The organism is Enterobacter sp. MGH 37 (assembly GCF_000534515.1).
GTDB classification, from domain to species: Bacteria; Pseudomonadota; Gammaproteobacteria; order Enterobacterales; family Enterobacteriaceae; genus Enterobacter; species Enterobacter kobei.
On sequence record NZ_KI973206.1, the window covers coordinates 897,684 to 912,131 of the forward strand.

Below are 14,448 nucleotides of genomic sequence, written 5' to 3' on the forward strand. Positions count from 1 at the left end.
TCCTGAAGAACGGGATTAATCCATTAACAGGCGCACTTTGAACACAATTTCCCGCCCCTGCTGTTCTGCTGACAGCTCGCCGCCGTGAGCATGAATGATCGACCTTGTAATTGATAATCCCAGCCCCGCGCCTTCCGTGTTGTAGAACCTTGATGAGTCTGCGCGATAGAACCGGTCAAACAAACGTTCCAGATTAGCGGGAACCTGGCCGGACATCGTATTCGTAATCATCACGTTCACACAGTCACTGTCACGCTCAAGGTGTATCGCTGTACAGGTGTTATCGGGAGAATACTTGATTGCATTGGAAAGCAGGTTACTGAAAGCACGTCGGAGCATATCGCTGTCTCCGGCAACAACGCCCTCTCCTTCAACCGTGATTGTCTTTCCTGTTTCGTCTGCCAGGGGCTCGAACAACTCACGTAATTCATTCAGTTCGGCTGCCAGATCCACATCATGTTTATCCAGCCGCAGCAGACCATGCTCTGAACGTGCCAGAAAAAGCATGTCACTGGTCATTCGTGACAACCTTTTCAGTTCTTCCAGGTTAGCGAATAAAATTTCGCGGTAATGCGAAACATCCCTTTCCTTAGCCAGTGCAAACTGCGTCTGCATCATCAGATTACTGACTGGTGTGCGCAGCTCATGCGCGATGTCAGACGAGAAATCTGACAGTTTCCGGAATGCCCCCTCCAGGCGATCAAACATATTATTGAACTCCTGCATGGTCTCAGAGATTTCCGGCGGAGCCAGATCGGGATTTAGACGCTGATCCAGGCTGTGTACAGTCATGGAGGAAGCCAGACTGGTCATTTCCCGTAACGGTTTCAGACCAATACGTGTGGTCAGCCAGCCCAGAAAAACAGAAATAAAGACCAGACCGATATTGAACCAGAACAGCCAGGTACTGAGTTTGTCCATAAACAGGGTGTGATACCCAGTATCCGTGGCAACCGTAATGATGACATGTTTGCTTTTACCCTGTTCCGGCGTCACGGCAACCCGCCGCGAGATACTGCGGTACACGGTGTTATTTTCTTCCGTCTGGATCATATAGTCGAGAATATCACCCGACTTATTAAGCAGGACCGCTGGAACAACAGAATTTTTGGCATAGAGTTCAACAATTTTTTCATTTTCCATGTTTTTTATAGAAATGAATAAACCATTGTGCCCTACCATCGCATCGTTTATTTTTTCTGATAATGACTTAATATCCGTTTTGTTCCGGAACGTCTCTGTTTTAAGAAACTCTTCGGTGAGCTGAAGTTTACCTGTCAGAAAATCGCGGTCCTGATTATCGAAATAGCCATTAAGGGTGCTAATCAGGATAAAACTTGATAACCACCATACCGTAAGCATCACCGCAGAAAAAATCAGGCTCAGGCGTGTGGTCAGGGAAATTTTGAACCTCACTCTTCTCTGATCTCCAGGACATATCCGGCACCGCGAACGGTATGGATCAGTTTTGGCTCAAAGTCATCATCAATTTTACTTCTCAGACGTCTCACGGCGACATCAATCACATTCGTATCACTGTCAAAATTCATGTTCCAGACCAGGGACGAGATAAGACTCCTGGGTAACACTTCTCCGGTGCGTTGCAGCAGCAACTCAAGCAGAACGTATTCTTTACCGGTGAGATGGATCTTCTTCCCCGAACGGATCACGGTCCGGCGCACCATATCAACGGTCATATCGGCGATGGTGCAGACTGTTGCGGCCTGCGAGCGTGCCCGGCGCAGTAGGGTTCTTACACGTGCAACCAGCTCCGTAAAATCAAAGGGCTTAATCAGGTAGTCATCTGCGCCAAGCTCCAGTCCTTTCACTTTGTCCCGCACGTTGTCCTTTGCGGTTAAAAACAGGACCGGTTCTTCGTGCCCGGACTCCCTCAGTGCGCTGATGATTTGCCACCCGTCGAGGAAAGGCAGCATCACGTCCAGTATTATCAAATCATACTGTCCCTTCGACGCGGCCCCGAGACCATCGCGGCCATTATTAAAGAGATCGGCCTGATAGCCTTCCTCAACCAGTCCCTGCTGCAGGTAACGACCTGTTTTTTGTTCGTCTTCAACGATTAAAATACGCTGCATGGTCAACTCGCTGATATGAAAGTAAAAATCTCACGCATGAGCTTTGGCTGTCCCCTAGCTGACCTGAGACGGAGCAAGCATTCCGAGCCACGCTACGGCGCCCAGAATGATAATCGCAACAACGAATTCTGTCAGGATGCTGTTTCGCATCAGGGCAACGCTGCGATCATAATTCCCTTCCCTGACCATAACTTCAAGCCGGGGACCCAGGTGAAACCGGTTTGCTGCAGCCAGAAGAAGCATCAGAACAAACAGAGCCGTCTTGGCAAGCAATATCCTCCCCCAGGAACTGTTGAATAAGGGAGTTAAGTTACCCTCAGCAATATACAGATAGTTGACCAGCGCACTCAGGATCAGGGCTACAACAATCACCGTTCCTGCCGTGGCAAATTTTGCCAGGGAGTCAGATATCACAATGACGCTCTGTGCATTATGCTCGTTTCTGCGCATCAGCAGGATAGCAAATGCAACCAGAGCACCTGTCCAGGCACCTGCAGCACCGAGATGGGTCAGATCGCTCAGTAAATGGAGATAGTAATGCAGACCGTCATGCATAACGGCGTGTCCTCCCCAGGCAAGTGTAGCCAGCGCCACGCCCCCACTCATCGTCATCAGCAGGCAGGACAATACTCTCTTATTAGTGTAAAGGAACAAAGCACCGAGTGTGGTAAACAGGGCACAGAGCCTGACAATCCAGCTAATACCCACATCAGTTTCTTCTATCACCATCTCGATAACATGGATGGATAATTCTCTGAGGTCAGTTACTCCACTCATGGCATTAGATACCAGGAGCATATTAATGCCAGTAAGAATGATGCCTGTAACAACAGCAAAGGTTATAAACGACCTGAAATTAGTCAGGTTATAGGTTTCATGTCTGACACCGCTTATTCCATATATCTGAAAAAATGGCAATCCAAATATTACCATCAAATCCAGATAAAGAAGAAAACGAATAACAATCATAATCAGGTCGTTCATAATATTACTTCACTGTAAAGGTGTAATTACCGGTAATAGGGTGCGTATCTGAAGAAACCGCGCGCCAGTCAACACGATAAGTGCCAGCGGGTAAAGGCTCTCGCGGAATAATGACCATCGATTTAGGGTCAGCGCCTGGCGCCACTTTTGCCGCGACCGGCATCGGAGAATGTGATGACATGCCTTTCATACCCGTCATCGTTAATTTTGCACCTGAGAATTTCACGGTCAGATTTTCCGAGAAATTAAGCTGAATCTTTTCCGGGGCCGCTACGGCTGAATCAGCCTGTGGCACAGAGCTTTTTAATTCCGGATGGGCCATAGCAGAGAAAGCAACGCCCATAACGAGGCCACCTGTAAGAATGGCTTTATTTAAAATCGACATTTTATTTACCTGTTTAGTTGAGTGTTTTATATCAGTGCGTTAAAACCAGATTCTGGCTCCCGCCAGGAATACTACCTGATGGTCTTTCTCACCTTCTCTTTTCGCCATATCGGATGTTTTCCCGTAAAGTTGATTCCAGGAAACGCCTATATAGGGTGCAAACTCACGGCGTATTTCATAGCGCAGCCGGAGCCCCAGCTCTGTGTCAGTCAGTCCCCTGCCGCGACCCCGCGATTCATCATCCTGACTGTAGAAATTCACCTCATAGGATGGCTGGAGTATGAGCCGGTTAGTCAGTAAAACGTCGTATTCTCCTCCCAGACGAAGGGCTGCTTTTCCGCCATTACTGACAAAACCCGTAATTTCAGACTCAAAATTATAGAGTGCCAGCCCCTGAAAACCGACAGCAGCCCAGGTCCGGGCAGAAGCAGGTCTGAAATCCTGCCTGACACCCGCAACCAAATCCCACCATGGGCCAACCGCATGTCCCCAGAGTAACTGCGCTTCAGCCGCCTCCGTTTCCCCATTGCTTCGTTCACCTTCACTCTTTAGCCAAATCCGATCTGTGTCGCCTCCAATCCAGCTGTTAACACTCCAGCTGAAATTGTTGGTGTTATCCGACCGTTGCCATTCCAGTTGATCCAGCAGAACCAGATAATTAATCGCACTGTCGTGAATCGCATGCCCCTGTAAATTGCCGAATGCAGCCTTCCGGTCGGCATCGGTAACAGGCGGAATTGGCGTTCTGCTCTCAGTTACAATGGGCTCCATTGACGTCATCTCAGTGAAATTCTCATCTGCTGGCATCTGCATGGCAGACATGTCGTGCCCGGCGTGGGGATCTGCAGAGAAGGAGCCCGCCGCAATAGAAAGCGGTGAGGTAAACAAACCGGCGACCAGAACAGGTATGGCCTTCAAATTTCTCTTCATTCGCATCATTCCTCCACCCGGACTTCACGAAACATTCCCATTTCCATGTGATAGAGCAAATGGCAGTGATACGCCCAGCGGCCAAGCGCATCTGCTGTCACTCTGTAACTGCGTTTTGTACCAGGGGGAACATCTATTGTGTGTTTACGAACCATGAAATTACCGTTTTCATCTTCCAGATCGCTCCACATACCATGCAGGTGAATGGGGTGAGTCATCATGGTATCGTTGATCAGCGTGATCCTGAGCCGCTCACCGTATTTCAGCAGCACCGGTGCGGCATCTGAAAACTTGATTCCGTTAAATGACCAGGCAAACTTTTCCATGTGGCCGGTTAAATGCAGTTCTATGGTACGGCCAGGTTCACGTCCGTCAGGATCCTCAAAGCGGCTTTTCAAATCCGCGTACGTGAGAACCTTTCTTCCGTTATTTCGAAGACCAATACCCGGATCATTTAATTTCGGAGAGACGCTCATCGCCTGCATATCAACCAGTGGGTTATCCGTTTCTGACGCAGGATGACTTTGCATACCCGGCATTCCGGCCATCCGGGAATGATCCATACCGGCCATGCTGCTGTGATCCATGGGCGCGGAGGATGTCCCGCTATCCGGAAGGTCAGCACCGTCCATAGACATCATCTCTCCGCTGTTATCCATGCCTCCCATCTGGCTGTGGTCCATTCCTGCCATATCATGTCCCATTCCCCCCATACCCATATCTTCCATGGTCAACAGAGGACGGGGATCGAGGGGGGGAACGGCAGCACTTAACCCCTCTCTCGTGGCCAGTGTCCCTCGAGCGTAACCGGTCCTGTCCATGGATTGTGCGAAGATGGTATAGGCCTCACCCTGAGGCTCCACAATGACATCATAGGTTTCGGCAACGGCAATCCTGAATTCGTCAACGGTAACCGGGTTTACATACTGGCCATCTGCAGCCACGACCGTCATTTTCAGCCCGGGGATACGGATATCGAAATAGGTCATTGCCGAGCCGTTGATAAACCGTAAGCGTATCTTTTCACCGGGACGGAACAGTCCGGTCCAGTTTTTCAGCGGGGCCTGCCCGTTCATGAGATAGGTGTAGGTGTAGCCACTGACATCCGCGAGGTCAGTCGGATTCATTTTCATTTCAGCCCACATTTTCCGATCGGCAATGGTGGCTGACAGCCCCCTGGTATTCACGTCGCGGAAAAAAGAGCCAACGGTTGGTTTATTGAAATTGTAGTAATCCGACTGTTTTTTTAATTTTTTCAGCAGGCTGTGAGGATTTTCATCGGTCCAGTCAGACAACATGACCACATGCTCACGATCGTAAGCAAACGGTTCTGGCTCCCTGGCATCGATGATAATGGCACCGTATACCCCCTCCTGTTCCTGCAGACCGGAATGGCTGTGGTACCAGTAAGTCCCGTTCTGCTTAACCTTAAAGGTGTAAACGTAGGTATCATCAGGCTCTATGCCCATAAAACTCAGCCCCGGAACACCATCCATATTGGCCGGAAGAATAATGCCGTGCCAGTGAATGGACGTCTGTTCATTAAGACGGTTTTTGACCTTCAGGGTAATGGTGTCACCTTCTTTCCAGCGAAGAACGGGCCCCGGCAGGCCTCCATTGATTGTTTTGGCCTGACGCTCACTGCCCGTGATATTGACGGCCGTTTCACCAATGGTCAGGTCAAACTGAGTACCCTGCAGGGATGCGGCAACTGGCAGGCTCAGACTGGAACGCGCATTGAAACTCCATACGCCAAGACTTCCGGCTACGCCAGAGAGGGTTAACCCCTTCAGGAAAGTTCGTCGAGACGTTTTCAACAGCATGCGCATTCCCTTATTTAAAGTATGGTTACTGACAGAATTCGAGAACCGATTTAAATTAAATTACTGGTTCATCCACTTACAATGAAATGAATCTAGCACACCTTAAGAAACAAATTCATTACAATCGTGTAATGTACATAGCTGTATTACATTTACGTCATCTTCCCCACAGGTTGATTATTTTTATATATGATCATAAGGACATCTTTTATGTACCTCAGAAGGTAATTACACATGAATATATTAATCACGACCACTGCGTTTACAGCTTTATTTTGTGGGGCAGCTTTTGCTCAGTCCAGTGATATTGCCCATGAAGCACATCGATTTGTTAATAATGCCTCAGCCGTCAGTCATGTGAATTCCTCGACGCATGAAAACTTACCGGACAGGGTTAATAAAAACAACACGCCCTCATTCTCTGAAATGAATGAACATGAAAGGGCCATTGTTGCTCATTCATTTATGAACAACAGCGCGTCCTATGCGCATCAGAAAATGATTGAGGAACATAAAAAAATGCTGTCCGGCAGTGATGCAAATTCAAAGACCTCGTCTTCTTCTTTTAACGAACTGAATGCCGGAGAAAAAGCCGCTCTCGTGCATGAGCAGGTCAATAATGCCGGTGCGGAAGCACATCAGACGCAGGCAAGAAAGCTTCGCGGGCTGTATTCGACCAGGTAACTGCAGGCGGGTTAGTGCTTAGCGTCAGGTGCGCAGCAGGGCTTTACTGACGGGTTACGTAGCAGGACATGAGCCCCATATTGCTCTGCCGTAACCTGTTTCAGTCCCGTTAATCATCACCGTCGGGCTGGTCATACAGTTCCCAGAGCTTCAGGAGCAAACGGGAAACAAGATATGTTACAAAAATGACGACCATCAACGGTGCTCCCGATTAACTGACAGATGACACGCCTCCTGAAAACCCCTAGCATACGCCGCAGTGTTCATGCTAACGGCGAATTCCAGTAAATGTATTCTACCGATGTCGTAAAAGAAAATGCCTACCTTTCAGCCACCCGCTCGGGGCTGGAATCGAACGAGATCGCTACTCTTCAGCGCTCCTTGCCTTCCCGGTTTAATCTGCGGCATTTGAAAAAAAATGAATCATTAAAACTCGTACTGCAAAAGAAAGCGGGAAAATCACGTGTCGTGGCCTATAAATTTACGTCCGGTTCATTTAATTACACGGCGTATCGTATATCAGATAAAAAGTTCTATAACCTTTCCGATACTTCCGGGAAAGGCAGTCTCGATTATCCGTTACCGGCCACAGCAAGACTCAGTTCGCCTTTCAATCCTGCAAGGCTTAACCCGGTATCGGGAAAAGTGAGTCCCCATAATGGCATTGATTATTCCATGCCCATGAACACGAAAATAGTCAGCGTCATCGACGGAAAAATCACCCGGGCCGAATACAACAGTACCATGGGATATTTTGTTGAAGTAACGGGAAAAGCCGGTGTTAAAACTCGCTATCTCCACCTCAATAAAATACTCGTTACTAAAGGGGCCAGGGTTACACGGGGAGGTGCTATTGCGTTATCCGGTAACAGCGGACGTTCATCCGGTCCTCATCTGCATTACGAGCTGGTCATCAATAACAACCCTGTTAACTCTCTGGCGTTCCGGGCAGCGGCACCCGCTGATAACAAACTCGAACAGCATGCCTTTGCGCATGCCAGAGACTACGAACGATACCTGGACTGATAACGGGACCGCGACGCGGCCCCGTCTGCCGGATTAATTTTTTTTATCGTTTTCACTTCCGTGATGTTGATGATCTCCATGCCCTCCGTGGCCGTGGAAAAGATGCATTAGCGGGCAGACCAGCAATAACAGATATGGCCAGTAACCTGCCACATGTGACCAGTGTTCGCGCAGGAGGGCAAATGCCGCGATCGCGGCGACAGCAATAAGCGCATAGGTGGTACTTTTCATACTGGACTCCTTCTGTTCGTAACTGACCCTTCACTCAGTGTTATTTCCCGAGCCTGACACTTTTCAGACGCAACGCATTCACAATGACGCTGACGGAGGAAAGAGCCATGGCCGCCGCCGCAATAACTGGCGACAGCAGTATTCCATACACAGGATAAAGCAGACCTGCAGCCACAGGCACGCCAAGTGCGTTGTAGATAAATGCAAAAAACAGATTCTGACGGATATTTTTCATGGTGATCTCTGACAGATGACGGGCCCTGTTCAGTATCATCAAGTCGCCTTTGAGAAGGGTGACTCCGGCACTTTCAATTGCCACATCTGTACCCGTTCCCATGGCTATACCCACGTCAGCCGCTGCCAGCGCCGGGGCATCATTCACACCGTCTCCGGCCATCGCAACCACATGGCCAGACTCTTTCAGTCGGGTTATCACTGCTTTTTTGCCATCCGGCAGAATTCCGGCTTCAACCTCATCTATTCCCAGTTTCCGTGCGACTGCTTCAGCAGTAAGCTGGTTATCCCCGGTGAGCATAACAATGCGGATCCCCGCCTGACGCAAAGCTTTAAGCGCATCCGGCGTGGTTGTTTTCACGGGATCCGAGATAGCTATCAGGCCTGCAAGGTCCCCGTCTGTGGCCACATAGATAACGGTAGCGCCTTCCATCCGCAACGTATCCGCAACGGCCTTTTGATTATCAATAACGATACTGTTTTCCTGCATAGCCAGTTCATTACCAATAACAACCCGTTGACCTTCGACATCGCCTGAGACACCTTTACCCGACGGTGCATCGAAATGAGTGACTGCGGGTATTGCGATCCCCTTTTCCTGTGCTGCTTTAACTACTGCCATACCCAGCGGATGCTGCGAGCCTTTTTCCACTGCGGCTGTTACACGCAAAAGAGATGTTTCCCCACCCGGATTGAGACTGATAATCCCTGTCACCGTAGGCGAACCTTCCGTGAGCGTGCCTGTTTTGTCGACAACCAGCGTGTCCACTTTTTCAAGACGCTCAAGGGCTTCGGCATTCCTGATTAACACCCCGGCCTGGGCTCCTTTGCCCACCCCCACCATTATCGACATCGGCGTGGCCAGCCCCAGCGCGCAGGGACAGGCAATAATCAGGACCGACACAGCCGCAATGAGACCGTGCGCCATCCTGGGCTCGGGCCCCCAGACAGACCAGATCACGAAAGCAACAACCGCGATAAGTATCACCAGAGGAACAAACCAGCCTGAAACGCTGTCAGCCATTCTCTGGATGGGGGCACGCGAACGCTGTGCATCAGCGACCATCTGAACAATTCGTGAGAGCATTGTTTCATCACCGACTTTCTCTGCACGGATGATGAGACTCCCTGTCTGATTAATGGTCCCCCCGATGACAGGGTCACCCTCCGTTTTGGTAACCGGCATAGATTCCCCGGTCACCATCGATTCATCAACGGTTGTTTTGCCTTCGATCACAATACCGTCGACCGGAATACTCTCTCCTGGTCTGATGCGGAGCTTATCGCCAGGCAGAACATCTTCCGCATTAATATCCGTTTCATGACCGTCATGATCCAGCCGCCTGGCGGTTTTGGGGGCAAGATTCAGTAGTGCAGTAATGGCACCTGAGGTTTGTTCCCGTGCCCGCAGCTCAAGAACCTGTCCCAGCAGAACAAGCACCGTAATAACTGCTGCGGCTTCAAAATAAACGGCCACCAGGCCATCCATGTTTCTGAACGATGCAGGAAACCAGGAGGGGAAGACGGTTGCAATGACGCTGTACACCCAGGCTACGCCGGTGCCCATTGCAACAAGGGTAAACATATTCAGGGAGCGGTTACGTAACGACATTCCGGCCCGGGCGAAGAATGGCCAGCCACACCACAACACGACAGGAGAGGCCAGAAGCAGCTGCAGCCATGTGTTGTACTGTGGCGGTACTGTATTCCTCAAGGCGGGAAACAGATGAGATCCCATTTCGAGTACCAGAACCGGAAACGCCAGCAACAACCCCAGCCAGAAGCGTCTTGTCATGTCGCGAAGTTCATCACTTGGCCCCGTGGATGCCGTAGCTACGAGCGGCTCCAGTGCCATTCCACAGACAGGACAGCTTCCGGGACCACTGCGGCGTATCTCCGGGTGCATCGGACATGTCCACACACCTTCAGAATTCTCTTTCTCCGCCTGGTGGTGAGGCTGTTTTATCTGATCAGGGCTGACTTCGTGATGATCGTGGTGATGGTGATGGGAATGTTCACTGGCATCTTCGGTAAGATAACGATCGGGATGGGCTTTAAATTTACTCTCACAGCTGGCGGAGCAGAAATAAAGTTGATGGTCCTGGTATCGAATGCTGCTGTGCGCCCTGTCGGGCAGGATGTCCATCCCGCACACGGGATCTCTCACCTTATGCAATACGTGGCCCTCGTCCGGGGATAATGTCTGCTCAGAAGCAGTCTGGTTGTTGTGTTGCACTGCATTGTCATTTTTCACAGTAACTCTCCTTATGCATACCGAAGCATCTTCTGTCTTCAGGGTATGTCATGGATGCGATTACCACGAATGCCGCCGGCATAAGAGTGCCTGCTGCCGGCGTCCCGTTATCAGCCGTTCCGCTGACTATTCGATTCGCTGGAAGACTTTTTTACTTCCATCCGGTGAGAATGCGATAACATCGTAAGCCTCTTTTCGGGCTCCCATCTCCATTCCAGGACTTCCTGCTGGCATACCGGGGGTGGCGAGACCGTATATACCTGAACCAGACTGCATTGCCTTATGTATCGTTGTCGCAGGCACATGGCCTTCAATGATCAAATTACCGGCAACCGCGGTATGACAACTTCGCAGTCCTGCAGGAATAGCATGCTTTTCTTTCAGGGCTGACAGCGCCTGATCATTCATGACGTGAGTTCGTACTTCAAACCCGTCTTTTTCCATCGCTTTGCCCCACAGGGAACAACAGCCACAGTTTTCAGATTTGTACATATCAATCACTTTTTCACTCGCCATCGCGGGCAGTGAAAGGCCGAGAGCCAGCGCCATCAGAACCACTTTTTTCATACTCACCTCTGTATATTATCGATTTAAACCCTGACGTCAGGGTGAATCAGTAAAGAAGGACACCCACAGGGGGTGCCCTTTCAGGTTCAGGACACGCTTTTTTTATGTCTGCGCAGCCAGATTAATTTGTAGGCGGCAGGAATAATGAACAGGGACAGCAGCGGAGCCGTGATCATCCCACCAATCATGGGTGCCGCGATACGGCTCATGACTTCTGAACCTGCACCGGTTCCCCAGAGTATTGGCAGCAGACCCGCAATGATCACCGCCACGGTCATGGCTTTCGGCCGGACACGCAGTACGGCACCATGATAGAGGGCTTCATCAAGGCCTTCCGGTGTGAACGTCTCTTTACGGGACAATTCCGGGTGCGCTTCAATGGCATGACGCAGATACATCAGCATGACCACGCCAAACTCTGCTGCCACCCCGGCCAGGGCGATAAATCCGGTTCCGGTCGCCACAGACATATGGAAGCCCTGCCAGTACAGGAACCATATCCCGCCAATCAACGCAAACGGCAGACTCATCAGAATCAGCAGGGCTTCGTCAACACGGCGAAATGCCAGATATAACAGGATGAAAATGATCATCACCGTCATCGGTACCATCAGTTTTAATTTCTTGTTGGCGTGCTCGAGTAATTCAAACTGTCCTGAGAATGCCACACTGGTCCCCGGTCTCAGTTTCACTTTCTCGCTGATGACCGTCTTAATATCGTTAACCACTGACACCATGTCCCTGCCGCGGGCATCAACATAAATCCAGCTGGCTGGCCGGGCATTTTCGGTTTTCAGCATGGTTGGTCCGGAAACGACTTTAATATCGGCAACATCGCCCAGTGTGATCTGCTGCTTCATCGGGGTCAGGATCGGCATATGTTTCAGCGCCTGCGGACTGTTGCGGTAATCCTGTGGGTAACGAATGTTAATAGGGTACCGGGCCACGCCTTCCACCGTTTCCCCTACCGTCGCACCGCCGATGGCTGATGAGACGAACAGCTGGACATCACCTACTGTCATCCCGTACCGGGAAGCTTTTTCCCGGTTAATGTCCACATCAATGTAACGTCCACCTTCCAGTCGCTCAGCCAGGACAGACACCACACCCGGTACCGTTTTGGTTACCGCCTCGATACTCTGCGCCGTCGCGTCGATATCCGACAGAACAGTCCCGGACACTTTGATACCTATCGGGCTTTTGATCCCGGTTGAGAGCATATCAATACGGTTACGGATTGGCGGCACCCAGAGGTTTGCCAGCCCCGGTAAACGGACGGTCCTGTCGAGTTCTTCAATAATCTTGTCAATCGTCATGCCTGGACGCCACTGATCCTCAGGTTTGAGCTGGATCGTGGTTTCAACCATTTCGAGCGGTGCGGAATCCGTGGCGGTCTCTGCTTTACCGGTCTTGCCAAATACAGAGGCCACTTCAGGAACGCTTTTGATTAACTTGTCCGTCGTCTGCAGGAGCGCTGCAGCTTCAGCCGGAGAGACACCCGGCAGGGTCGACGGCATATACAACAGGTCGCCCTCGTTAATCTTCGGCAGAAACTCACCGCCCACCTGGCTCAGCGGCCAGATAACGGTGAAAATGGACAAGGCCGCAACCAGCAGGGTTGTTTTTGGCCAGTGGAGAACCCGCAACAGCAATGGATGATACGCTTTGATCAGTACCCGGTTCAGGGGGTTACTGGTCTCTGCAGGAATTTTCCCCCGGATCCAGAATCCCATCAGAATCGGAATGACGATGATGGCCAGCGCGGCCGCGCCCGCCATGGAGTACGTTTTCGTGAATGCCAGCGGGCCAAACAGACGTCCTTCCTGACCTTCCAGGGTAAAGATAGGAATAAAGGACAGGGTGATGATCAGCAGGCTGATAAACAGTGCGGGTCCCACTTCAACGGAGGCATCGGTAATCACCTTCCAGCGGGTGGCGTTGTCAATCTGCTCACCCGGATGCTGATGATCCCACTCCTCAAGCCGCTTATGCGCATTCTCAATCATCACAATGGCGGCATCCACCATCGCACCGACGGCAATCGCTATCCCTCCCAGCGACATGATATTGGCGTTCAGTCCCTGGAAGTGCATGACGATAAAGGCGATACACAGACCAAGCGGCAGAGAGATAATCGCCACCAGGGCAGAACGTACGTGCCACAGGAACAGGGCACAGACGATGGCCACCACGATAAACTCTTCCAGAAGTTTGGAACTGAGGTTATCAATCGCCCGGTCGATGAGCTGGCTGCGATCGTAGGTGGTCACGATTTCAACGCCTTCCGGCAGGCTGGCCTTCAGCGTCTCAAGTTTATCCCTCACTGCCGTGATAACGTCGCGTGCATTTTTACCCGACCGCAGGATCACCACGCCGCCAGCGACTTCGCCCTGGCCGTTCAGCTCGGCAATACCACGCCGCATTTCAGGCCCGGTCTGCACGCGGGCAACATCCCGCAGATAAACCGGCACGCCGTTCTCGCCTGTTTTCAGGACGATGTTATTAAAATCATCAATGCTCTGAAGATAACCGCTGGCACGGACCATATACTCAGCTTCGGCCATTTCAACGGATGAGCCACCGGCCTCCTGGTTAGACGATTCAAGGGCCTGTTTCACTTCGGGCAGGCTGATACCATACTGAGACAGTTTTACCGGATTGACCTGAATCTGGTACTGTTTCACCACGCCGCCAACCGAAGCGACCTCAGCCACGTTCGGGATGGTTTTCAGCTCAAATTTCAGGAACCAGTCCTGCAGAGAACGCAGTTCTGAAAGGTCGTGTTTTCCGCTGCGATCGACAAGGGCATATTCAAATATCCAGCCCACCCCCGTGGCGTCCGGACCGATTTCAGAACTCACACCGGCGGGCAGTTTTCCCTGTACCTGGTTCAGGTACTCCAGCACGCGGGAACGGGCCCAGTACAGATCGGTGCCGTCTTCAAAAATGACATACACATACGAATCACCGAACTGTGAAAAACCACGCACGGTTTTTGCGCCAGGCACGGACAGCATGGTGGTGGTAAGTGGATAGGTGACCTGGTTTTCTACAATCTGCGGGGCCTGGCCGGGATAGCTGGTTTTGATAATGACCTGCACATCTGACAGGTCAGGCAAGGCATCGACAGGCGTGTTAATAATCGTCCATGTGCCCCAGATGCTGAGAAACAGGGCCCCCATCATGACCAGGAAACGGTTGGCGACAGAGCGCCGGATAATCCATTCAATCATCGTC

12 protein-coding genes are annotated in these 14,448 nt (G+C 51.0%); 2 read left to right on the forward strand and 10 right to left on the reverse strand.

Features of this window, described 5'->3' with window-relative positions:
• Positions 1 to 15: 15 nt before the first annotated feature.
• The 6 genes from pcoS to pcoA are packed head-to-tail and all read right to left on the reverse strand — an operon-like array spanning position 16 to position 6,215.
• Positions 16 to 1,416 (reverse strand): copper resistance membrane spanning protein PcoS, encoded by a 1,401-nt coding sequence (gene pcoS, locus L383_RS06865; protein WP_001211180.1) that lies wholly within the window; start codon positions 1,414 to 1,416, stop codon positions 16 to 18.
• Positions 1,413 to 2,093, reverse strand: coding sequence for a copper response regulator transcription factor PcoR (pcoR, locus tag L383_RS06860; RefSeq protein WP_001188930.1), 681 nt, complete (start codon positions 2,091 to 2,093; stop codon positions 1,413 to 1,415). The genes pcoS and pcoR overlap by 4 nt, the downstream gene beginning before the upstream one ends.
• 54 nt (positions 2,094 to 2,147) lie before the next feature.
• Positions 2,148 to 3,026, reverse strand: coding sequence for a copper resistance inner membrane protein PcoD (gene pcoD / locus L383_RS06855; RefSeq protein ID WP_229692861.1), 879 nt, complete (start codon positions 3,024 to 3,026; stop codon positions 2,148 to 2,150).
• Positions 3,027 to 3,081: 55 nt separating this feature from the next.
• Entirely contained in the window at positions 3,082 to 3,462 is a 381-nt protein-coding gene (pcoC, locus tag L383_RS06850; RefSeq protein ID WP_000025662.1) for a copper resistance system metallochaperone PcoC, read from the reverse strand.
• Between the two features lie 39 nt (positions 3,463 to 3,501).
• On the reverse strand, positions 3,502 to 4,392 hold the full coding sequence (gene pcoB, locus L383_RS06845) for a copper resistance outer membrane transporter PcoB (protein ID WP_074146957.1): 891 nt from the start codon (positions 4,390 to 4,392) through the stop codon (positions 3,502 to 3,504).
• A 5-nt stretch (positions 4,393 to 4,397) separates the two neighbouring features.
• Entirely contained in the window at positions 4,398 to 6,215 is a 1,818-nt protein-coding gene (pcoA, locus tag L383_RS06840; protein WP_000925242.1) for a multicopper oxidase PcoA, read from the reverse strand.
• Positions 6,216 to 6,449: 234 nt separating this feature from the next.
• Between pcoA and L383_RS06835 the strand changes: the two genes are divergently transcribed.
• On the forward strand, positions 6,450 to 6,899 hold the full coding sequence (locus L383_RS06835; protein ID WP_001023257.1) for a copper resistance protein: 450 nt from the start codon (positions 6,450 to 6,452) through the stop codon (positions 6,897 to 6,899).
• Positions 6,900 to 7,187: 288 nt separating this feature from the next.
• Positions 7,188 to 7,925 carry a peptidoglycan DD-metalloendopeptidase family protein gene (locus L383_RS06830; protein WP_000287501.1) on the forward strand — a complete coding sequence of 246 codons (738 nt, stop codon included), beginning with the start codon at positions 7,188 to 7,190 and terminating at the stop codon, positions 7,923 to 7,925.
• 33 nt (positions 7,926 to 7,958) lie between these two features.
• Here the strand turns inward: L383_RS06830 and L383_RS06825 are convergent, their stop codons facing one another.
• From L383_RS06825 to silA, 4 genes are all read right to left on the reverse strand, one after another.
• On the reverse strand, positions 7,959 to 8,156 hold the full coding sequence (locus tag L383_RS06825) for a DUF2933 domain-containing protein (RefSeq protein WP_000843494.1): 198 nt from the start codon (positions 8,154 to 8,156) through the stop codon (positions 7,959 to 7,961).
• Between the two features lie 40 nt (positions 8,157 to 8,196).
• Complete coding sequence (gene silP, locus L383_RS06820; RefSeq protein WP_023331515.1) at positions 8,197 to 10,644, reverse strand: Ag(+)-translocating P-type ATPase SilP; 2,448 nt, start codon at positions 10,642 to 10,644, stop codon at positions 8,197 to 8,199.
• Positions 10,645 to 10,770: 126 nt separating this feature from the next.
• Complete coding sequence (locus L383_RS06815) at positions 10,771 to 11,211, reverse strand: DUF411 domain-containing protein (RefSeq protein ID WP_000758228.1); 441 nt, start codon at positions 11,209 to 11,211, stop codon at positions 10,771 to 10,773.
• An 86-nt stretch (positions 11,212 to 11,297) separates the two neighbouring features.
• Positions 11,298 to 14,444 carry a Cu(+)/Ag(+) efflux RND transporter permease subunit SilA gene (gene silA / locus L383_RS06810; protein WP_023331516.1) on the reverse strand — a complete coding sequence of 1,049 codons (3,147 nt, stop codon included), beginning with the start codon at positions 14,442 to 14,444 and terminating at the stop codon, positions 11,298 to 11,300.
• Positions 14,445 to 14,448 lie beyond the last annotated feature (4 nt).